Origin of the sequence: Chlorogloeopsis sp. ULAP01 (genome assembly GCF_030381805.1) — a bacterium.
Classification (GTDB): domain Bacteria; phylum Cyanobacteriota; class Cyanobacteriia; order Cyanobacteriales; family Nostocaceae; genus Chlorogloeopsis.
Genome location: NZ_JAUDRH010000014.1, coordinates 172537 through 193402 on the forward strand (window position 1 = coordinate 172537; position 20866 = coordinate 193402).

Below are 20866 nucleotides of genomic sequence, written 5' to 3' on the forward strand. Positions count from 1 at the left end.
AGGAATATAGATGAGTACGAAAAGGCAACTAAGACTGGGTGCATTCTTGATGAGTTCTGGTCATCACGTTGCGGCGTGGCGACACCCGGATGCGCAAGCGGACGGCGGTCTCAACTTTGAGCATTTTCGGCAGATCGCCCAGACAGCAGAACGGGGAAAATTTGACATGATTTTCTTTGCTGATGGTGTAGCTGTTCGCCAACGAGGTCAAGGAACTGAGGCTTTGAGTCGTTCGGTAACTGTCCACTTTGAACCGTTAACTTTGCTGTCAGCTTTGTCTGTGGTAACGGATCGCATCGGATTAACAGCGACAGTCTCGACCACATACAATGAACCTTATCATCTTGCCCGTAAGTTTGCTTCCTTAGATTATCTCAGTGGTGGACGTGCTGGCTGGAATCTCGTCACTTCTGCAACCGAAACTGAAGCATACAACTTCAATCGAGAAAAGCACATGGAGCATACACTTCGTTATGAACGTGCTAAAGAGTTTGTGGAGGTTGTGACTAAGCTTTGGGATAGTTGGGAAGATGATGCTTTTGTAAGAGACAAAGAGTCAGGTATTTTCTTCGAGCCTGACAAAATGCACATTCCCAATCACAAAGGTAAGCATTTCTCGGTACGTGGGCCGCTTAATGTAGCTCGTCCACCTCAAGGATATCCGGTAATTATTCAAGCTGGATCTTCTGAAGATGGTCAAGAACTAGCCGCTCAAACAGCAGAGGTAATTTTTACTGCTCAACAAACTCTAGAAGAAGCCCAAGTATTCTATTCTGGTGTGAAGGCGAGAGTAGCTAAATACGGGCGTAACCCTGATGATGTCAAGATTATGCCGGGAGTGTTTCCAGTCATCGGTAGAACTGAGGAGGAAGCTAAGGATAAATACGAGCAACTTCAGGAGTTGATTCATCCGCAGGTTGGATTGGGTTTACTTGCGGGGATGATCGGCGGATTTGATTTATCTAAGTATCCTGTAGACGGGCCTTTACCGGAACTACCAGAAACTAATGGTGGCAAAAGTCGTCAGCAACTGTTAACTGACTTGGCTCGCAGAGATAATTTAACGATTCGACAGTTATATTTAGCGATCGCGGGGGCGCGGGGACATAGAACCATATTAGGAACACCTGTCACAATTGCCGATCAACTAGAGGATTGGTTTGTGAATGGTGGCGCAGATGGGTTCAATATTATGCCGCCTTATTTGCCTGGTGGTTTGGATGAATTTGTAGAACTGGTGATCCCCGAATTGCAACGCCGAGGATTGTTCCGGACAGAGTACGAAGGGCAAACCCTGCGCGAGAATCTTGGATTACCCCGTCCTGTTAACAGATTTAGCACAGCTGCAACTTCCCCTGAGCCTTTAGCTGTTGGTTCCTCCGCATAATTTCATTTATTTCAGCAAAAATACTTAATTTAAACATTAAGGGAGTTTTATTTTATGCCATTAACGCCTTCAACAATGTTACCATTAGGTACTTTAGCACCCAATTTTCTTTTACCAAACGTGGTTTCAGGTGAAACGATTTCACTCTCTACATTTGCGAGCAAAAAAGCCTTACTAGTGATATTTTTGAGTCGTCATTGTCCTTTTGTGCAGCACATCAAATTTGAATTGGCAAAATTGGGAGAAGATTATCGCGATCGCAATCTTGGGATAATTGCAATTAGCGCCAACGATCATAACACCCATCCTGATGATGCACCTGAATCTCTTAAAGACTTCGTACAAGAGTTGGATTTATCCTATCCTCTGCTTTTTGACGAGACTCAGAAAACTGCAAAGAACTTTTTCGCGGCTTGCACTCCAGACTTTTTTCTCTTTGACGCGAATCGAAAGCTTGTTTATCGCGGGCAGTTAGACGACAGCCGTCCTAATAATGGTATACCTGTGACTGGAAGTGATTTGCGAGCAGCAATTGAAGATGTGTTGCGCGATCGCATTATTGTCAGGGAGCAAAAGCCGAGTATTGGTTGCAACATCAAATGGAAACCAGGAAATGAACCTGTGTATTACAAATCTCCTGCTGTTACTGCTTAATTTGGTGAATGCTACCTCAGCACACCCTTTTTAAAATTTTTGGTTTGTTGGAGTGAGAAGATCGCAGTTAGTGTCACAATATAAAAAGTAAACTACTGCTTTCTGAGCGGAATTTAGTTGTATTTAAGGTATAGCTAAAATCCCATTCAACCCGTTGAGACTCCAACAATGTCTATCCTCAAGCTTGAAAACGGTCAAATCCTCAGTCATCTTAGCGATATTCAGCGCGAACTCGCTACTCTAAATATCCAAATTGAGCATCAAGATTTAGGAAAATCACTTCGCTCTCCAGAATTGCTCGCCCAGGATATTCTGAGTCAGCAAGAAAAACAACGAATTTTGCATTTATACGAAAATGACTTTGAGGTTCTCAAACAAAAAGTCGATTATCATTTTTATGACCTGTTAGTTTTGCATCCAGGTTCACCAAATCTTTATACCCTAGCAGCAGCCTACAGCCGCTACCACACTCATAAAGATGCGGAAGCACTCTACATACTGGCTGGAGAAGCAATGTTTGGGTTTGTGCAACCAGAAGGTAATCAAGTCCAACTACTAGTTCAAGCGCATGACTATATCTACATCCCCGCCGAAGTTGAGCATTGGTTTAGTCCTGCCGCATCCTTGCACGTGAAAGCTTTGCGTTACTTCACTTCAGCTGATGGGTGGATACCTGAATACACAGGCACGAGATTTCAGGATTTTCTTAGAAACGAGTGCTAATGTAACGATAAAAAGGAACTCTCAGCTTAGAGTACATCCCAATTATTTGTGTCGCAGCTATACAGCAATGACTCCTCATTGACTAAGCTGGATCTGCGGAAGTAAAAAGCAGACTGCAATCCCATCTGATAGCAGTATTCGGCGCACTTGCGGCAAGCAGCAGCACACTCCATCATTTTGGCATCATCGCTCATCTGTTCGCAAACCATAGCAGCGCGATCGCACATTTCTGCACAAAGCGCACAGATGCGTCCCATAAACTCAGAGCCATCATCGATTGTGTTGATGCACATCATGCACATTTCTGCACAATCACGTATCATCGATACCATTGTCATATCGATGTATTTGCCACCTTGAATCTTGCAGTAATTTAATATTTCTATACAAATTTTGTAACAGTCTGTGCAAGCTTTTCTGCAAACTTCCAGTTCGGTGATTGTAGATTCAGTAATCATAAGAGCATCCTTTTATATCTATATATTTTGTAGTGTAGCCTGTTAATTCGTACAGTATTGCTTCAGTTTAAGAAAGTCAATTAGCTTTACACAGGCTGGATTTTCAAGAACACTAAAGCGATAGATTTACTGCAAATTTAATCCTATTTCCACCTTGGCAAGAGCTATTAGAAGCTATTATTTTCTGTAATTATTACAAATCGATGGATATAAAACCCCACTTTTGTATGGGAGATTAATAAGTCTGGCGGATGATTCTATGAGTAAAAATAACTATCGGTTTAGAGCGAACTTATAACTTAAATTTCTTTCATGATTACTAATGTCATGTTTCTATGACTTATCAGAGCCAAAGACAGCTTCCCGGCATTGTAGTAACTGTGTACATTTGGAATGCTCCCTACTAAAGCGGGATAACAAGCGATCGCATCCCGAAGTAAATACATCTGAAGCTGGCTCTAAACACAGGTACAAGACTACTCAGAGACGATGTTCTGATTACAATAGTCTATCCAAAGTAGTAAGAACATTTGATTTCTGCCCTTTGCTGTCATTATTTTCTGAAGTTATATATTATTAACTCCTATAAGTTTATCAGCTTTCTAGACAAAGATTAGATTTATCTTATCTTTGATTAGGAATATTTGTTTGAATTTGAAGCCATTCAAAACAAGGTAAAGTCCTCTAAGCACATCGAAATAGTGGCATTTTCAGAGGATAATATATAGATTTTTCACGCATATAAAATTGCTAAAATTAATAAGTTACGTTAGAACATAGATGTCCACAGCAACTGATTGAAGTGACATAGTCACTGTAAATATAAATAATTCAAGTTTCACGCCATTTGAAATTTGAGTTGTTTTATATTGTCATGGCTATGGAAAAATTAGTTTTTGGGCATAAATTCAGCTGCCAATTCAACATTTTATGTTGGGAAATTTCCAACATAAATTTTGTGTATAAATATCCATCTCCGACTAACATGAAACGCATTTTATCTCTGTGTAAAACCTTATTGGTTGGCACAGGAATTTGTTTACTTTATGTTCCTGCCACCAATTCTTTAGTCTCAGCACAAGCACCACGTTTGCTGTCTGCGGAGACAACCTACAATCAAACCAGTGTTAGGGAAGCGACTTATTATTTCACCCTAACAGTACCGGCGGAGTCGGCTTCTGTACCCTTGCAACAAGTTACTGTTACCCAAATACGTGGTTTGGAAGCGATTGGCTTCGATGAAAGAAATAGTACCGCCTTTGAAGGAACACGCGATCGCCGAGGACAAAAATTAGGAATCACACTTGCTAAAAGCGATCGCCAACAACGAACTGCCACCATTACCTTCGATCAACCAGTCGCACCCGGTAAAACAATCACCATTGGATTGAAACCTTTACGCAATCCTAACTATGAAGGTGTATACCTTTTCCAAGTGCAGACTCTACCTACAGGAAAACAGACGGACAATTATGTAATTGGAACTGCCCGCCTACAATTCTACGGCATTGCTACCAATGAATAATTGACATTCTTCGACTTACTAAAGTGTATTTTTTTACTAGCCCTACATTAGGGGCTATTTTATTTTTTATTTCTATATATTCGTACTCTGAGGAATTTAGTCCTAAAAAAGTTAGAAATTGCTGACTACAAAATCTGTATAGTTGATATAACAAAGTACTCAGTATCCAAATTTTTCTCAAAAACTTGCTATCTATATCTACATATGTAATAATCAAGTTCTGCTCCTAAAATACTGTTCATCTATCAGTTTACCGTATTTTATAATCAACAAGTCAAGAATAAAATTTTTTATTCTGACTTGTTTTCATTATGCTGTGCTTATAATCTGATAAATATAGGCAGATAAATTGTATTTTTATACTCAAAAATATCGACAGTAACTTAGTCAGCAAAGTGACTAAATATTTGAAAGATGAAAAGTCGATAATTGAAATAATATATTTATAAATCTGTATCTGAATAAGCTGACTAGCTCAGTCTATTTTTTTGAAAAATAGTTGTTTTAATTTATCTGTTCCCCTATAAGTTTCTCAAACCACATCTTATACAATTTATAAGTTTTGGTTGAGGTTTAAATCACTATCCCAAACGCTCTATTTCCCCAACTCTGTTCCTTTTTGATTCCTAAGAGGTAAGATTAACTATGACTGTAGCGACAAGATTGGTTGAGCAAAATACAATTCGCCGTCGGGGTACTGGCTTAAAAGCTTATAACCCCGAAAAAGCTTTTAATGGGTATACATTGTTTACTCCCTTAACAGGTAATGGAGAAGTATATTTAGTTAACTTAGAAGGTGAGATTGTACATCAATGGCAATTACCTTACCCTCCTGGATTATATGGCTATTTATTACCTAATGGGAATTTATTTTATAATGGTAAAACGCCAGAAAATCCACCACGTTTTCCAAAATGGTCTTTATTTAAAGGTGGAGTGGTTTTAGAAGTAGACAAACAAGGAAAAATACTTTGGGAATACAAACATCCAGATCATCATCATGATGCTCGCCGCCTCAGTAATGGCAACACAATTATACTAGCAATTGAAAAAGTACCCCAGTCTTTAGTTCCTAAAATTAAAGGTGGAGTTCCAAGTACAGAGTTAGATAGCGATATTTATGCAGATGTAGTTTATGAAGTAACTTCCCAAGGTGAAATTATTTGGACTTGGCACGCCTACGAGCATCTCGACACTGAAACAGATATTATTACTGCGCAAGATGAACGCCATGAATGGTCACATGGTAACACGGTTGGAGAGTTAGCTGATGGCAATATAGTGCTAAGTTTTCGCAATATTTCTACAGTAGTAATTGTTGATAGAAAAACTGGGGAAGTTCTTTGGAAGTTAGGACATGATGTTCTGGCACAGCAACATTTTCCTAATGAGTTACCAAATGGGAATTTATTGATTTTTGATAATGGTGCTCATCGTCATAATACAGCTTTGAATTTTTCCCGTGTGATTGAAGTAAATCGGCAGACAAAAGAAATTGTTTGGGAATATGTTGATAATCCACCACATAATTTTTTTAGTGCGTATATATCGGGAGCGCAACGCCTACCTAATGGCAATACTTTAATTACAGAGGGTGCTTATGGAAGAATATTTGAAGTTACAACAGAAGGTGAAATTGTTTGGGAATACGTAAATCCCTATTTTGGAAATCAAAATGCTCCTGGGGAATCTGCATTTGTAGCACGTGGAGAGCAAAATTCTGTGTTTAGGGCTTTTCGTTATGCACCTGAACAAATCGCTTGGCTTTAATTAGATTTTGAATTGCTAGTAAGTAGCAAATATATCATCTCATGTAAAGATGTCACAACACCAAAACATGATTTACATGAGACTTATAAATAACAGGAAATATAAAGATGACTGAAATTACAATCTACAGTGCAGTTGTTTGCCCTTATGCTCATAGAACACGTCTAGCACTTTTAGAAAAAGGTATTACGTTTGATTTAATTGAGATTGACTTACAGAATAAGCCTGCCAATTTTATAGAAATCTCACCCTACGGAAAAGTACCTGCAATTAAACATGGCCAGGAAAAAGTCTGGGAATCTGCAATTATTAATGAATATTTGGAGGAGGTTTTTCCTCATCCACAGTTATTACCTCAAAACCCCATAGCTAGAGCGCAAGCACGAATTTGGGTTGACTTTGCAAATACCCGGTTTGTACCTACTTTCTCTAACCTTTTGCGTTCTTTGGATACAGAACAACAGAAGCAAGCCGCGCAGGAACTATACAACCATTTGCAATTTATTGAATCTGAAGGGTTAAGTAAATTATCTCAAAATGGGCCTTACTGGTTTGGAAAATCTGTCAGTTTGGTTGATTTAACTTTTTATCCTTGGTTTGAGCGTTGGGCTGTGATTGAGGAATATCGAGGGTTTAAATTTCCGTCGGAGTTTACTCGCATAAAAAACTGGTGGAATGCAGTCAGTCAACGGGAGTCAGTAAAGGCGATCGCTAACCCTAAAGAATTTTATTTAGAACGCTACGCTAGATTTGCATCTGCTCCTGCTAGTGTAAACTAAAAAAGCTCGATCTCGTCGGACTGATTTTCCATACAAAAGTTAAAAATAACCTACCTACAAATGGAATCAATCAAAAACAAAATAGAGTATTCTTATGACAAACATCAAGAAAGTTAGTGAAAACTTTAGTTCAACTGGACAAGTTTCTCCTGAAGATTTACAGCAGGCAGCACAAGCAGGATTTAAGTCAGTATTAAATTTGCGTTCACCAGCAGAGAATGGTTTTGACAATGATGAACAGGAACAAGCAAAAGCAGCTGGACTCGATTATGCCAATATACCTTTAAGTGCTGCGGAAGCGAATCAAGAATCAGTTAATCAAGCAATTCAGGAAATCGAGAACTTGCCCAAGCCAATTTTAGTTCACTGTGCAGCTGGTGCAAGAGCAAGCGCGATCGCCTTAATTGCCACAGCAACTAATGAAGGCTGGAGTCTTGAACAAATCCAGCAAAAGGCTGAAGAACTTAACCTCAAGTTAGAACAACCCCACCTACAGCAATTCCTCCAACAAAAGCAAACCAAGATTTAGAGTCAAACACAGTATGGGAAGCTTTTGTTACAACATAGTCATCAGTAAAGCGATCGCATCTAAGTTCTAAGCACCTAAGCCAAAAGTTGTCATGCAGTTAGCTACCTGCACCGTTCAGATATACGGTGTAGGTTTTTAATTTGCAAAATCACTTTTATTTATTAAAATAAGAAGAAAAAATATTTGTTTTTATCCTTCAAAGTCTCTAGAGTTAAATCAAATTGTGATCGCGATTTGTAATGGGATATTAAATTTAGTTTTATTCAGACTAAATCAGCCTCATTACTTAATACTCATAAATGATAAGTAAGAGCATGAATTTCCGTGCAATTTTCCAGCAAGTATGAATATACACTTTTAGCTCTTTTAGAATTAGCAACTGCTTATCCTAAAGGTGAGTATTTACACATCCGCCAAATAGCAGAACTTCAGAATATTCCTAGCCGCTATTTAGAACAAATATTGGCAACATTGAGAAAAGGAGGTTTAATTCAAAGCACACGTGGCTCCAAAGGTGGCTATATCCTCACGCGAGAACCTAGTGAAATTACGCTTTTAGATGCTTTTAACTGTATTGAAGGAGGTTCAGGAATTGCTGCTTTTACTACCAATCAAAGCATAGGTAAAAAAGTTGTTCAAAGTTTTTGCTTAGAAGCATATCAAGCAGTTAATTCTGTTTTACAACAATATACTCTACAAGATCTGCGTGAACGGCAAGAAAATCAAAGTCAAACGCAATTAATGTATTATATCTAGGTTAACACTAAACTTAATAGTGTTCAAAAAAATAGCCATTAATCATTTGTTAATACAAAAGATTAATGACGTAGTTTGCAATCAACATCCATACTTTAACTTTGAAAAACTACACCATCCAAAATTATTGATTTTGGAGCAGAATTTTTCAAGTTTTATTACACAAAACATTGGTCTATCCAGGTCAAAGCAATTGCACAGTTATGCTTCTATGTTCTACCGATGTCGGCAGATTTATTCAGTGTCATTGCTGAGGATATCAATAGAAAGATGTAAATACTCTTGTAGTTTAAAAGGTAGTTATTTCATTATTTGGTATTGGGATATTATCAAAGTACATTAAATTGATAAGTAAACTGTGTTTTCTACTTAATATAGAGATTTTTTCATAGATGACAGCAAAAATCAAGTCTTATTTTGTTGAATCAATATTTTAAACATCAAAACTTAATCTTCCGTATCTTCAGAAATTAATGCTGCTGACTGTTGATTTTTAACCGAAGCAACTGACTTTCTCAAACGCTTTACACCACTTAACGTCACTAAAGTCAGCAAACCTCCCATAATACCCATTTGCCATAAACCACAGCCAATCGCTGCTCCTAATGCTGCTGCTATCCATATTGAAGCTGCGGTAGTTAATCCGCGTACTTTAGGTGCTTCTGATGATGGTGGGGAAGACTGTTGTAAAATCAACCCAGCTCCTAAAAAACCAACTCCTGTAGTTACTCCCTGGATAGTGCGACTGAGTGCATTAGTTGCAGCATAGGGACTATCTCCCTCAGCTTGGAGTGGAATCATCACAAATAGCGCTGCACCCATGCTAACTAGCATAAAAGTTCTCATTCCCGCTGATCTACCCTTACGCTCTCTGTTCAGTCCTATTAGGCAACCTACTATCATTGCCAGTCCCAGTCTAAATCCTATATGCAACCAATCATTAGAAGTAAGGAACATGACATTCATTGCCCATAACCCTGCAATTGTGGATGTAAAGTTAAATATCCGTAACTCCGATAGATTAACCTTAGTTTAAGTTTAGGTTAACAAGCAAAATTTGTTATAAATATAGATAGATTTTTTATAGTATTAAAATATACTATTTTGATATCCGATGTGCGACATTTGAGTGCGTAAGCGATCGCTCAATGCTATTCGCTGAAATTACTCCACAAGCTTGATTATCAACGTATAAAAAAGTAGCAAGTCATCAAAAAACCCACCACAATCACAAAATGCTTGATTAAATGCTGCTTTAACCTTCGGGCGTAATATGCGCCACCATAACCACCAATAATTGTCCCTAACATCATCAAAATTGCTGGTTGCCACACGATCACACCAGCGATCGCAAAAGTAATCACAGCGAAACTACTCATGCAAGTCATCAGCAGCATTTTCAAAGCATTCATCTTGTGAATATCTTTCATGCCCAGCATTTCCAGTGCTGCCAATATCAAAATCGCGACACCTGCACCGTAAAATCCCCCATAAACGGCAATAAAAAATTGGATGAATGAGGCGATGATGAGCGATCGCCAAGAAGCTTGATTTAACTCCCCCAAATGAGAATGTAACCAACTCGTAATCTTACCGCCGCCAGCAAATAGTAAAGTTGAGAACAGTAAAAGGTAAGGTACGAGACGATCAAAGGCAACTGTCGGGGTGTAAATTAACAAAACAGCACCAACAGTCGCACCGATAAGGCTGATACTGCCTAGTACAACAGATATCCGTCGTTGTGCGCTCAATTCATCTCGATAAGCAGCAAGACTAACGCCACATCCCAACCATCCTGCTACCGTCGCTGTAGCATTGGCATTAATAGAAGGCAAACCTGCAAAAATCAGTGCAGGGAACAAAACAAAGCCACCGCCACCAGCTATAGCAGTCAATGCCCCACCGATAATAGCAGTAGTGAGAAGAAAACCAGCTTGTGCAAGTGTCATGCTCAGTATTTCAATATTAAAAAAATTCAAAAAAGTCTTGTGTAACTTTCAAAAGTTAGTTAAAAAATAATCTCCGAAAGAATCTAAAAAATGAAAATTTGGGATGTTTCTGTATGAGTTCTGAACTTGTGAACTTTTTATTTGCAGCATCCTCAGATTCTAGATTCGGCAACTCCCAGACATCTTTTCTTCCCTGCTTTTTTTCTACTAATAATTGAAGATGAAGTGGTAATTTACTCTGCTGAACAGGTAACCAAGGTTCTCCATCGAGCAATTCTTTTTCAATTTTTCCATGAAACATATTTTCACCCTTTTAAGACAGTGAATCTTCTAAAAATAAAACTTTGAATTTGAAATTTAATTTTTAATTTGTAATTTCCAACGCAGCTTTTCCTAAAGACAAACAAATCACATCCCTTTGTGGTGTATGGATACGACTACAAAGAACATCTCGATAATGTCTTTCTAGAGGATTTTTGTGAGATAAACCTGGATTACCAATTAGTTCCAAACCGATTTCTACTGCACGAATGGCATTGTTTGTAGCCACATATTTAACCGTTTGTGCTTGCAAATGAACATTTGGATTGTGTTCACCTTTGTCAATGTCAGCAGCCAGAGTGTAGATTAGGCGATCATTGGTGTATAGTAATGCTTCAATTTCACCAACAGATGTTTGAAAGTGGGGTAAAGTTGCCAGACTTGCACCTAAATTAGTGGGCGATCGCTCATTTAAATACTTAACTAACCAATCTCGCGCTGCTGTCGCTACCCCTTGATACAATGCACTCAAAAATAAACTGCCACCCGCTAGCATTAACGGATCGGGCGATGACCAAGCTTTGAGGGGACGGACATCTAAGGCATACTCTGTTGGTATGCAGACATCTTCTAAAATTAAATCGTGGCTACCTGTTGCCCTCATCCCTAAATGATCCCAAGTTTCTACAATCTTGACACCAGGGAGATTGCGAGGCACAAGAAAACTGCCCACTTGGGGATCGTTGTCATCTGTCCGCGCCCAAACTACGAAATAACACAGAATTGGACTTCCTGTAGTGTATTGTTTATGACCAGTGATTAGCCAACCATCAGGTGTATGTTTGGCGATCGTTGCAGGTAATCCACCTCTAGCAGGTGTACCTAATTCCGGCTCCACACGTGCAGCATTGAGTAAAGCAATACCTTGTACTGATTCTTGACATAGCCTTTCGTAAACAGCCGGATGCCAGCGCCGAGTTCGGGCAGCGTTGACATGTTGTAAGTAGTGCATTGTTAGTACTAAGGCAGTAGAAGCATCACCACTTGCTATCTTTTCAATCACCCGACAAGCCGTAGCATACCCTACACCTTGACCGCCAAATGCCACTGGGATAGTTAGACTTAACAGTTGTGCTTGATGGAGTGCCTGAAAATTTTCAAAAGGAAACGAACCATCGCGATCATGAGCAGCAGCGCGAGTGGCAAAGTCATCTGCTAGGGATTCAACCAATGCAAATAGATCGGAGAAAGACTGTGCTGTTGTGGTAGCAGATGCTTCTAAAACAGGTGATTTTGACATTTGACTGTTTACTCCTGCTTTCTAATTGCATTTAGCGATATCTTCGTTGAAAGTACTATCCCAAAGTTGTTTGACATTAACTTTTGCTGGAATGACACCCGCTTTGAAAAAGGTATCAGCCACTTTTTGCTGAGAATTAATAGCTTCATCAGAGACAGGAAGCAACTGTTGGCGGCGCTGTTGTTGTCCTTCTTGGGCATCCTCGTAAACGATGCTTTCATCAACATTGATAGCAGTTGCATAACTCTTTGACCATTGTTTGAGATTGCTTTCCCGCCAAGCTTGGGACTTTTGCAGACGACAGAGGAAATCAGCGATCGCAATTTTCTTTTCGGGATCGGCGATCGCATTGGGAGCAGCGATAATCACAAAGTTACCGCTCAAAATATCTTTTGCAGACTCAAGCACCCGTGCTCCTTCTTTTTTTGCTTGCGGGATAGAGTAACCGTAGGTAGCCCAAGCATCAAGATCGCCCTTACGAAAAGCAGAAAGTCCATCAGGTATCGACAAAGGAACCGCAGTCATATCCTTCATCGTTAACCCGACTTTTTCCAGCATCTTAATCAAGAAGTAGTGGGCAGTTGTGGCTTTAACGTAACCCACCTTCTTACCTTTAAGATCGGCGATCGTTTTTGCGGTTGAATTCTTGGGTACAAGTACAACTTGACCAACAGTAGGCCCTTTCCTAGTAGCAATAATTTTTACAGATGCCTTAGATTCGATGGCAAAAATGGGTGGAATTTCACTAGCCGAGGCGAGGTCGATCGCACCAGCATTAATTGCTTGTACCATCAGATTACCCCCCGTAAACTCAGTAAACTGAATTTTGTAAGGGAAATTATCCAGTTCGGCTAACTTTAAATCTAAGTCCCATCCACCTTTGTACTTTGCCACCCGTAGCTCAGTGTTATTTGATACTGCTATAGTATTTTGACTAGAATTATCAGTGTTAGTTGTAGGGCTGGTAGATTTTACCTGTGAGCAAGCTACTGTTGCTATCGATAAGCAACCCACAGGTAAAAGAAAATTCAGCTGTAGCCACTTGATAGACACGTTGATTTTTAGGGATAGAGGACAGGGGGATAAGGAGAGTAGGGGAAAGCTAATGACCAATGACTATTCCAATAAATCCGGCTCTTCCCGTACAATTCTGTCGTAGAGCGGTTGAAAGCTAAACCAGCCGCCAGAGTGTGTTCCTACTTGGCTATGGGTTAAAGTAGCAATGTCGCGATCAACAGGGATGGGTTTTCCTGCTGCTTCCGCTAACAGTTGTGCTTGAGCTGAACGCTCGAAACTTACATACCACCAAGCTGCTTCATCTACTGTGCGTCCTACTGTCAAAAAGCCATGATTTTTGAGGATGACAGCTTTCTTGTTACCTAAAGTTTCAGCAATTCTTTTCCCTTCCGACGTATCTAAAACCACACCTTTGTAGTCATCAAACAGGGCATGATCTTGATAAAAAGCACAAGCATCTTGAGTTAACGGCTCAAGAAGGCGACCAAGACTTGACCAAGTTTTACCGTGAAGGGAATGGGCGTGTGCAGCTGCAACGATATCTGGTCGTGCTTCATGTACCTGGGAATGAATAGCGAAAGCAGCGCGGTTTACAGGCGCATCTCCTTTGACAACTTCCCCTTCTCTATCTACCAAAATCAGGTCAGAAACGCGGATATGACCAAAGTACTTGCCAAATGGATTTACCCAAAAATGGTCAGTAAATTCTGGATCGCGGGCAGTAATATGACCTGCTGTTCCTTCACTGAAACCAAAACGAGCAAACACACGAAATGCAGCTGCTAGGCGTTGTTGGCGGTAAAGGCGTTCTTCTTCAACTCGTTCAAAAACAGGTGGTTGAGGTCTATCAAATTTCGGCATGATTTTTACTTTTGTTTGCTAACAGGTGCGTTGGCATATCCAGAGCGAAACAACTGCACAGTTCGTTGTTCTGGGTTATACTGGTTTCGCCAAATGCTACCAATATCATTGCCCATGACATGAATTGAGATAGAAGGAGTAAATACTGTGATAGCTCTTACAGAGTGGATATCTCCTTCAGGAGGTAACAAACGATAAATGTCACCGCTTTTGACTGGATAAACACCAACAATCTCTAACTGAGCACGTCCTTCTAACTCACCGCTATCCACGCGACGATAGACAGTTTCTTCTTGTTTGCCTTTATATAAACCCACAAGTCCCCAAGATAAATGGTCATGTACAGGGGTGACCGAATGAGGGGGAATCACCAAACTAAAGATAGTAAGTGAACGATCCTGAGAACGATAGAGCAACCATTGTCCGATACCTCCCCCCAAACCACTATCAAGATTTGCTTGGGCGAAATGCTCTGGTAGCCAATTCTGTTTCTTTAATAGTGCAGCGAAATGGGGTTCAAGGGTATTGAGAGTTTCTGTGTGGTTATGAGTCGTGCTAGAGATAATTTCTTTAGCAATAGCAACAAACTCATGTAAGTCAGGACTATCAATAAACCATTGATCTGCTTCTAAAATTTCAAGAACATTTGTGTAAGGCATAGGATTTTAGGTTATGGATGCAAAAACTATGGATTAAGGCTTACGCATTCTCCCCTTTTCTTTATATTTTCGGCATTTGCGGTTTTTAATTTTAGGCGACGGTTAATGTTTGTTGTTCTAGTCGTTGCACTTGTTGACGTACCAACGGAATCACATCTCGACCGTAGGCGATCGCATCTTCTACCGGATCAAAACCGCGAATCAATAGTGTTGTTACGCCAGCTTTGTAATAATCAACCAACGATTCTGCCACTTGTTCTGGAGTTCCTACTAAGGCAGTAGTATTACCATAGGCTCCCGTCACAGCAGCGATCGGTGTCCATAAACGTTTGTCGTGAATTTCACTTTCTTTTGCAAACTCTAGTAACCGCAATGAACCAACGGCTTGGGGTTTTGCGGAAGTACCAGGTAGTAGTTGAATTCCCGCCTGAGCACGGGTTTCTTTGATACGCGAGAGAATATAACGCGCCTTTTCCCACGCTTTTTCTTCCGTCTCAGCCAAAATCGGACGTAAGGAAATACTAAACCGTAACTCAACTCCTGGTGGTGCTGCGGCTTTGACTTCGGCAATGCGTTGTTTAATAGCTGCTAGCGGTTCACCCCAAAAGGCGTATACATTGCTGTGTTTCGCGCCTACACCAACAGCAGCACCAGAAGCACCACCAAAATATATTGGAATATGCGGTTTTTGTAACGGTTTTACCTCCGAATATGCTCCTTTAAGTCGGTAAAACTCACCTTCATAATCGAAGGGTTCCTCACTTGTCCATACTTGCCGCAAAATATCGAGATATTCATCCGTGCGACGATAGCGCGTATCGTGATCGAGCCAATCACCATCCTGCTGTTGTTCAGCATCGCTACCACCAGTGATGATATGAACAGCAACACGACCATTAGTAAAGTGATCTAGAGTTGCCAGCTTACGTGCGGCGAGAGTAGGAGTTACAAACCCTGGTCTATGTGCTAGTAAAAACTTGAGTTGTTCTGTCACCGAAGCCGCATAACTGACTACACTGAAACCATCAGGCCCAGTAGAACTATAACCGACTAGCACTCGGTCAAAGCCACCATCTTCATGGACTTTCGCAAATTTGCGAACATATTCTGGATCTACGCTTCCTCCCGTTAGGGATACGGTAGGGCCATTTAATTCTGACGCTTCTCGCGTCCCAATCATGCCGATAAATTCCACAGGCATATCTGAAATGTCGCTCCAATTTATTAGTTAGTTGTGAGTGGTTAGTGGTTGGTAGGGGCGGGTTTTGCTAATAATTTTGCCGTTAAAACTGATAATTTATCTTTTAAACCTACCCGTAGGAACAACGCCCAGTTTATTACCTCGCAGCAGTAGTTTCCAACGGACACACTGCCGCAGCAATATCTACTCGTTGGGGAATAATTTTTTGCTCTAGTAACCAGTCGGCAGTTTTTTGGAGATTGGCGATATCTTCAGCATTAGGAAAAGCATAAGACTCCGGGCCTCGATTTTTAGTCGCTTGCTTGGCTACAGCATCAGAAACTTTTAGCTCTTTGACCATAAAATCTGCGGCAGCGTCAGTATGCTGATTAAGCCATTCACCATCCTGGCTCAAAGCTGTCAGGGCAGCTTTTACTGCTAGAGGATTTTCTTTGGCGGCATCAGTGCGGACAACCATAATGCCGTAAGTAGGAGCAGGATGTGTTGTAGTGATTCTCCGAGCTTTATGCTCTAGTTCAGCGATGGAAATATAAGGTTCCCAAACTGCCCAAGCATCAACAGAACCTTGATAGAGAGCCGGTGCAGCATCATTTGGCGAGAGATAAACTCGCTGAACTTTTTGTTTGGGAATATTTTCTTTTTCTAAAACTTTCAATAGCAGATACTCACCTGCGCCTCCTTGATTAACTGCTACTTTTTTACCAACTAAATCAGCAGGCTTACGGATGGAAGAATCACCGCGAACTAGAATGGCATTACCCAAAGCATCTGGTTTAGGGCGCTGTACAGAGCCAATACAAAGAGGCTGTCCAGCAGCTATTCCGGAGATGGAAGGAATATCACCACACCCACCAATATCTGCTCGATTTCCATTCAGAGCAGCCAGAAGGGTTGCACAACGGTCAAATGCTCCGTTCCACTCAACTTTAATATTTTGAGTTAATAGCTGACGTTCTAACTCGCCGCGCTGACGTGCGATCGGAATAATCCCGCCTCTTTGGTATCCTAAGCGAATCAAGTTAGTTTTTTGTGTCGTTTGATTGCTACTTAGAGCTTTTGAAGCAGAATTCGATGAGTTAGCAGCACCATTGACTGTCGTTTGTTGATTGCAACCAGATACTACGAAACCAATACACGCCACAACCAGAAAAGTTCTTTTAGCAGGTTGCACTTGTTTGTACCGAAAGCTGTGCTGTTTTATATAATTCACCACAATTTACTCCTTCATCTGAATTGTTAGGAGTTGAAACAGCAGCCATATTTTTGTATTCACATTAATCTACTATAAATCTATCAATTTACAGTAGATAGCAAAATTAAGCATACCATTTTTTGATTGACAACAAAAATCAAGTCAATATTTCTTTATTTCTGAATAACTGAACTATCCTTTGGGTACGGGGTATTAGGTATTATTTTTTTAACCCTAAAAAACAGCTAAGACAGCACCTTGATATTTTTGATTGATAAAATCTTTGACTCTGCTATCAACTAGCAGTCTATTCAGCTTTTGAATTTTTGGATCGTTTTCTTTTGCTTGCAAGGTGACTAGTCCCACAGCATAATGTTTTTGAGCTAATGTTTCCTGGACTAGAGGTTGTAGTTGTAATCCAGCTTGCAAACGCAAACCAGCAGAGAATACAGCCAAATCTACATCATCGAGCGATCGCACAATTGCAGGCCCGTCTAACTCCCGAAATTGTAGGTTTTTCGGATTTGCAGCAACATCTTGAACTGTGGCGAGTTCTCCCACATTGTCCTTGAGCTTGATTAAACCTTGGTCTGCAAGTAATCTTAGAGAGCGATCGCCATTACTTCTGTCTTGGTAGATTGCGATCGTTGCCTTTTGCGGTACTTCACTCAGAGATTTAAACCGTTTGGAATAAATGCCAAGTGGTGTTAAAAAGCCAGGATTGAGCATGACCAAATTTAGATTAAGTTGTTTAGAAGCATTCTTCATAAAAGGGCTATGTTGAAAATAGTTAGCATCTATTTCCCCATCTCGAAGTGCTGTATTTGGCTGTATCCAATCATTAAATTTGACTATCTGGATATCTAAACCTTCATTTGCCGCCAGATTATCTTTGACATACCTTAAAATATCTTCAGAAATAACTGCCCATACACCAACTTTAATCACTTCTTTTTGTTGATTATTTTGGACTGGAGAAGCAGTTATATTTGTAGTAGAATTACCAGATGTTTGATTTTGATTATTGTTACATCCAGAAAAAACAATAGATGCTGTAAATGAGCTTACAGCGATTAGTAAAAATCGACGTTTCATTTTAATCTTAATTCCTAAATCTAAAAAACAGGTAGAATTCTTCCTTTATATTCTTGATTAATAAAATCTTTGACTTGGGGATGAACGAGCAGTTTATTTAATTTTTGAATTTTCGCTTCATTTTCTCTACCCTGTAATGTCACTAATGCTAGAGCATATTTTTTGTCCTTAGCTGTTTCTGCTCCCATCGAATTAGGTTCTATTCCTGCCAAAGCAACAGTTTGAGCGGTGGATACAATGAAATCTACATCATTAATAGCTCGGACGACTTGTACACCTTCTACTTCTTTGATTTGCAGATTTCTAGGATTAGCAGCAATATCTCTTTGGGTAACAAATTCTCCAGCATTTTCTTTTAACTGAATTAGTCCATTAGCTGTTAATAACCTTAGTCCTCGGTTGTTATTGATGACATCGTTGGCAATTGTCACAGTAGCATTCTGGGGAATTTCATTCACTGATTTGAACTGCTTGGAAAAAAGACCAAGTGTATTCAAATAAATCGGATTTAATGCTAATAAATTAATCTTAGTTTCCTGAATAGCATTATTCATGAAAGGCTTATGTTGAAAAAAATTAGCATCAATTAATTTGTCTCTTAATGCTGTATTTGGCTGTATCCAATCGTTAAATTTTACAATCTCGATTTTTAAATTTTCTTGACTGGCAAGATTATTATTAATAAACTTCAAGATATCTTCAGAAACTATGCCAGTGACTCCGACTTTAATGATATCGTCTTGGCTATTTGGGGATACTGTTCCTGAAATTCGGCTACAACCAGCAAAGATGATTGATGCAATAAGTATGCTTCCTGATGTTAGAACAAAACGACGACCTGTTTTTGTTAAAGGAGCTAAATTATGGTAATCATTCATAAGTAAATTCCAATATTTTTAAATTATCTATTAAAATAAAAAACAAGCTGATCCGCCTTTAAAAACGCTAAAAAAGATTATTTTTTTCTGAACTGTCGTGCTATCAAATCGCCTAAAAGCTGGATAAATTGCACTAGAAAAATCAGCACTACAATCGTGGTAAACATAACTCCGACATCAAAACGTTGATAGCCATATTGAATAGCTAAATTACCCAAGCCACCACCACCAACAGCCCCAGCCATAGCGGAAGAATTGAGGAGACTGACAATTAAAATTGTGATACCTAAAACGATGGAAGGTAATGCTTCTGGAATGAGAACTTTGAGAATAATTTGCCAATAGTTGCAGCCCATAGCTTCTGCTGCTTCTACTAATCCCTTATCTACTTCGAGAATACTAGTCTCAGCGATGCGGGCAAAAAAGGGAATCGCTGCCAAAGTCAAAGGAACAAGGGCGGCGGTACTACCGATAGAAGTACCAACTATGAATCGGGTTAGCGGCGTGAGGACAACTAGTAAAATAATAAAGGGGAAAGAGCGTCCAGTATTGACTATTGCACTTAGTACCTGGTTGAGTTTGGGAGAGTAGAGAACGTTGCTAGGACTAGTCATTACCAACAATAAACCCAAAGGTAGACCCAAAACTACAGCCACAACAGCTGAAATTCCCACCATGTAAAAAGTTTCCAGTGTTGCTTGCCACAAACTATCAAGCAATTCCCATCCTTGCATTAATGTACCTCGACAGCATACTCTGATTTGTGTAGGTATTCCAGTGCTTGTATTACCTTGGTTCCCGCAAGTTCGACTTGAAATTGACCAACACGGCGATCGCCTACAGTTTCGACGCTACCATTGAGGATATTCACATCCACATCAAAACGACGTGCCAAGGTAGTAAATATCGCATTTCTCGCCACATCGCCAGCAAATGCCACCGTTGCCAAAACAGCCCCAGAACGTGGTGCATAGCCTTTACAACGGGGAAAAAACTCCTGAGCTAACAATGAATCAGGTTGCGCTGCTAGATCGCTAACACGTCCCTGTTCCACAATCTTGCCAGCATGGAGGATCGCCACACTATCGCAGATTTGCTTGACTACACCCATTTCATGAGTAATCAGCAAAATTGTCAGTCCCATGCGTTTATTGAGATCGCGCAATAGTTCTAGAATTGAGCGGGTAGTTTGGGGATCAAGGGCTGAGGTAGCTTCATCTGAGAGTAATACTTTAGGTTCCCCCGCTAGCGCCCTGGCAATACCAACTCGTTGCTCTTGTCCACCAGAAAGTTGCGCTGGATAGGCATTTGCTTTACCTTCCAAACCCACTAACGCCAGTAATTCTTCTACTTTTGCTTTGCGTTTTAATTTGCTATAACCCATAACTTCTAGGGGAAAAGCGATGTTTTCTGCTACAGTTCTAGAACTAAGTAAATTAAAGTGTTGAAAAATCATGCCAATACGCTGGCGTGCTTGACGCAAAGCCGCACCAGAAAGTTTTGTCATCTCTTCACCGTTGACTTTGACAAAACCTGATGTTGGCTTTTCTAACTGATTGACACAGCGAATTAAAGTACTTTTACCTGCTCCACTTTGTCCTAGAACACCAAATATTTCGCCTAGTTTGACATGAAGATTCACGCCATCTAAAGCTACTACTTTTTGCTCACTTTGGTGATATATTTTATGTACATTAATAAATTCAATCATTAATGAGCTTCTCCATAAACACAGACTTTTTTAGGAAGTTCAAATCAAAAATATGGAGTAATTATATTTAAGATGAATTAAAAATCTAACAAATTTAGAATTTCGGAATCTATTTTTACATTCGTGTCTGGGTGGTTAGAAAAGAATTATTAAACCACAAA

Annotated in this window: 22 protein-coding genes; 8 read left to right on the forward strand and 14 right to left on the reverse strand. The window is 39.9% G+C overall.

Annotated features, from left to right (window positions below; translation table 11 throughout):
• Positions 1-10: 10 nt before the first annotated feature.
• From QUB80_RS25525 to QUB80_RS25535, 3 genes are all read left to right on the forward strand, one after another.
• On the forward strand, positions 11-1387 hold the full coding sequence (locus QUB80_RS25525; RefSeq protein ID WP_289792283.1) for an LLM class flavin-dependent oxidoreductase: 1377 nt from the start codon (positions 11-13) through the stop codon (positions 1385-1387).
• A gap of 54 nt (positions 1388-1441) precedes the next feature.
• A complete protein-coding gene (locus QUB80_RS25530; protein WP_289792284.1) occupies positions 1442-2041 on the forward strand; it encodes a thioredoxin family protein in 600 nt (199 codons plus the stop codon).
• A 168-nt stretch (positions 2042-2209) separates the two neighbouring features.
• Positions 2210-2764 carry a cupin domain-containing protein gene (locus tag QUB80_RS25535; RefSeq protein ID WP_289792285.1) on the forward strand — a complete coding sequence of 185 codons (555 nt, stop codon included), beginning with the start codon at positions 2210-2212 and terminating at the stop codon, positions 2762-2764.
• A gap of 26 nt (positions 2765-2790) precedes the next feature.
• Here the strand turns inward: QUB80_RS25535 and QUB80_RS25540 are convergent, their stop codons facing one another.
• Complete coding sequence (locus QUB80_RS25540) at positions 2791-3222, reverse strand: four-helix bundle copper-binding protein (protein ID WP_289792286.1); 432 nt, start codon at positions 3220-3222, stop codon at positions 2791-2793.
• 985 nt (positions 3223-4207) lie between these two features.
• On the opposite strand from QUB80_RS25540, the gene QUB80_RS25545 reads away from it, so the two are divergent.
• From QUB80_RS25545 to QUB80_RS25565, 5 genes are all read left to right on the forward strand, one after another.
• Positions 4208-4747 carry a DUF2808 domain-containing protein gene (locus tag QUB80_RS25545; protein ID WP_289792287.1) on the forward strand — a complete coding sequence of 180 codons (540 nt, stop codon included), beginning with the start codon at positions 4208-4210 and terminating at the stop codon, positions 4745-4747.
• A gap of 645 nt (positions 4748-5392) precedes the next feature.
• A complete protein-coding gene (locus tag QUB80_RS25550) occupies positions 5393-6517 on the forward strand; it encodes an aryl-sulfate sulfotransferase (RefSeq protein WP_289792288.1) in 1125 nt (374 codons plus the stop codon).
• Positions 6518-6624: 107 nt separating this feature from the next.
• Positions 6625-7296, forward strand: coding sequence for a glutathione S-transferase family protein (locus QUB80_RS25555; protein WP_289792289.1), 672 nt, complete (start codon positions 6625-6627; stop codon positions 7294-7296).
• 94 nt (positions 7297-7390) lie between these two features.
• The gene (locus QUB80_RS25560) at positions 7391-7825 is read left to right on the forward strand and encodes a protein tyrosine phosphatase family protein (protein ID WP_289792290.1); all 435 of its coding nucleotides are present in this window, start codon (positions 7391-7393) and stop codon (positions 7823-7825) included.
• A 324-nt stretch (positions 7826-8149) separates the two neighbouring features.
• Positions 8150-8581, forward strand: a complete 432-nt coding sequence (locus tag QUB80_RS25565; protein ID WP_289792291.1) for an RrF2 family transcriptional regulator — start codon at positions 8150-8152, stop codon at positions 8579-8581.
• Positions 8582-9028: 447 nt separating this feature from the next.
• Here the strand turns inward: QUB80_RS25565 and QUB80_RS25570 are convergent, their stop codons facing one another.
• The 13 genes from QUB80_RS25570 to QUB80_RS25630 form a co-directional block, all read right to left on the reverse strand.
• On the reverse strand, positions 9029-9547 hold the full coding sequence (locus tag QUB80_RS25570; protein WP_289792292.1) for an MgtC/SapB family protein: 519 nt from the start codon (positions 9545-9547) through the stop codon (positions 9029-9031).
• A 218-nt stretch (positions 9548-9765) separates the two neighbouring features.
• Positions 9766-10530: a sulfite exporter TauE/SafE family protein gene (locus tag QUB80_RS25575; RefSeq protein ID WP_289792293.1), complete on the reverse strand. Its 765-nt coding sequence runs from the start codon at positions 10528-10530 to the stop codon at positions 9766-9768.
• A gap of 55 nt (positions 10531-10585) precedes the next feature.
• Positions 10586-10831 (reverse strand): hypothetical protein, encoded by a 246-nt coding sequence (locus QUB80_RS25580; RefSeq protein ID WP_289792294.1) that lies wholly within the window; start codon positions 10829-10831, stop codon positions 10586-10588.
• Between the two features lie 63 nt (positions 10832-10894).
• Positions 10895-12091 carry an acyl-CoA dehydrogenase family protein gene (locus QUB80_RS25585; protein WP_289792295.1) on the reverse strand — a complete coding sequence of 399 codons (1197 nt, stop codon included), beginning with the start codon at positions 12089-12091 and terminating at the stop codon, positions 10895-10897.
• Positions 12092-12112: 21 nt separating this feature from the next.
• Positions 12113-12985, reverse strand: a complete 873-nt coding sequence (locus QUB80_RS25590) for an ABC transporter substrate-binding protein (protein ID WP_289792296.1) — start codon at positions 12983-12985, stop codon at positions 12113-12115.
• A gap of 222 nt (positions 12986-13207) precedes the next feature.
• Positions 13208-13969: a class II aldolase/adducin family protein gene (locus QUB80_RS25595; protein ID WP_289792297.1), complete on the reverse strand. Its 762-nt coding sequence runs from the start codon at positions 13967-13969 to the stop codon at positions 13208-13210.
• Between the two features lie 5 nt (positions 13970-13974).
• Positions 13975-14628: a cysteine dioxygenase family protein gene (locus QUB80_RS25600; RefSeq protein ID WP_289792298.1), complete on the reverse strand. Its 654-nt coding sequence runs from the start codon at positions 14626-14628 to the stop codon at positions 13975-13977.
• A gap of 91 nt (positions 14629-14719) precedes the next feature.
• Positions 14720-15829: an LLM class flavin-dependent oxidoreductase gene (locus tag QUB80_RS25605; protein WP_289792299.1), complete on the reverse strand. Its 1110-nt coding sequence runs from the start codon at positions 15827-15829 to the stop codon at positions 14720-14722.
• Positions 15830-15965: 136 nt separating this feature from the next.
• Positions 15966-17039 (reverse strand): aliphatic sulfonate ABC transporter substrate-binding protein, encoded by a 1074-nt coding sequence (locus QUB80_RS25610; RefSeq protein WP_289792300.1) that lies wholly within the window; start codon positions 17037-17039, stop codon positions 15966-15968.
• Between the two features lie 216 nt (positions 17040-17255).
• Positions 17256-18116: a MetQ/NlpA family ABC transporter substrate-binding protein gene (locus tag QUB80_RS25615; protein ID WP_289792301.1), complete on the reverse strand. Its 861-nt coding sequence runs from the start codon at positions 18114-18116 to the stop codon at positions 17256-17258.
• 20 nt (positions 18117-18136) lie between these two features.
• Entirely contained in the window at positions 18137-18994 is an 858-nt protein-coding gene (locus QUB80_RS25620; protein WP_289792302.1) for a MetQ/NlpA family ABC transporter substrate-binding protein, read from the reverse strand.
• A 77-nt stretch (positions 18995-19071) separates the two neighbouring features.
• On the reverse strand, positions 19072-19728 hold the full coding sequence (locus tag QUB80_RS25625; RefSeq protein WP_289792303.1) for a methionine ABC transporter permease: 657 nt from the start codon (positions 19726-19728) through the stop codon (positions 19072-19074).
• The gene (locus QUB80_RS25630) at positions 19728-20705 is read right to left on the reverse strand and encodes a methionine ABC transporter ATP-binding protein (protein ID WP_289792304.1); all 978 of its coding nucleotides are present in this window, start codon (positions 20703-20705) and stop codon (positions 19728-19730) included. Before QUB80_RS25630 ends, QUB80_RS25625 begins: the two co-directional genes overlap by 1 nt.
• Positions 20706-20866: the final 161 nt, after the last annotated feature.

Excerpts from the sequence above, each read along its gene's own strand:
- QUB80_RS25525 (WP_289792283.1), top strand. The coding sequence starts at position 11 with ATGAGTACGAAAAGGCAACTAAGACTGGGTGCATTCTTGATGAGTTCT.
- QUB80_RS25530 (WP_289792284.1), top strand. The coding sequence starts at position 1,442 with ATGCCATTAACGCCTTCAACAATGTTACCATTAGGTACTTTAGCACCC.
- QUB80_RS25535 (WP_289792285.1), top strand. The coding sequence starts at position 2,210 with ATGTCTATCCTCAAGCTTGAAAACGGTCAAATCCTCAGTCATCTTAGC.
- QUB80_RS25540 (WP_289792286.1), bottom strand. The coding sequence starts at position 3,222 with ATGATTACTGAATCTACAATCACCGAACTGGAAGTTTGCAGAAAAGCT.
- QUB80_RS25545 (WP_289792287.1), top strand. The coding sequence starts at position 4,208 with ATGAAACGCATTTTATCTCTGTGTAAAACCTTATTGGTTGGCACAGGA.
- QUB80_RS25550 (WP_289792288.1), top strand. The coding sequence starts at position 5,393 with ATGACTGTAGCGACAAGATTGGTTGAGCAAAATACAATTCGCCGTCGG.
- QUB80_RS25555 (WP_289792289.1), top strand. The coding sequence starts at position 6,625 with ATGACTGAAATTACAATCTACAGTGCAGTTGTTTGCCCTTATGCTCAT.
- QUB80_RS25560 (WP_289792290.1), top strand. The coding sequence starts at position 7,391 with ATGACAAACATCAAGAAAGTTAGTGAAAACTTTAGTTCAACTGGACAA.
- QUB80_RS25570 (WP_289792292.1), bottom strand. The coding sequence starts at position 9,547 with ATGAATGTCATGTTCCTTACTTCTAATGATTGGTTGCATATAGGATTT.
- QUB80_RS25575 (WP_289792293.1), bottom strand. The coding sequence starts at position 10,530 with ATGACACTTGCACAAGCTGGTTTTCTTCTCACTACTGCTATTATCGGT.
- QUB80_RS25580 (WP_289792294.1), bottom strand. The coding sequence starts at position 10,831 with ATGTTTCATGGAAAAATTGAAAAAGAATTGCTCGATGGAGAACCTTGG.
- QUB80_RS25585 (WP_289792295.1), bottom strand. The coding sequence starts at position 12,091 with ATGTCAAAATCACCTGTTTTAGAAGCATCTGCTACCACAACAGCACAG.
- QUB80_RS25595 (WP_289792297.1), bottom strand. The coding sequence starts at position 13,969 with ATGCCGAAATTTGATAGACCTCAACCACCTGTTTTTGAACGAGTTGAA.
- QUB80_RS25600 (WP_289792298.1), bottom strand. The coding sequence starts at position 14,628 with ATGCCTTACACAAATGTTCTTGAAATTTTAGAAGCAGATCAATGGTTT.
- QUB80_RS25605 (WP_289792299.1), bottom strand. The coding sequence starts at position 15,829 with ATGCCTGTGGAATTTATCGGCATGATTGGGACGCGAGAAGCGTCAGAA.
- QUB80_RS25615 (WP_289792301.1), bottom strand. The coding sequence starts at position 18,116 with ATGAAACGTCGATTTTTACTAATCGCTGTAAGCTCATTTACAGCATCT.
- QUB80_RS25620 (WP_289792302.1), bottom strand. The coding sequence starts at position 18,994 with ATGAATGATTACCATAATTTAGCTCCTTTAACAAAAACAGGTCGTCGT.
- QUB80_RS25625 (WP_289792303.1), bottom strand. The coding sequence starts at position 19,728 with ATGCAAGGATGGGAATTGCTTGATAGTTTGTGGCAAGCAACACTGGAA.
- QUB80_RS25630 (WP_289792304.1), bottom strand. The coding sequence starts at position 20,705 with ATGATTGAATTTATTAATGTACATAAAATATATCACCAAAGTGAGCAA.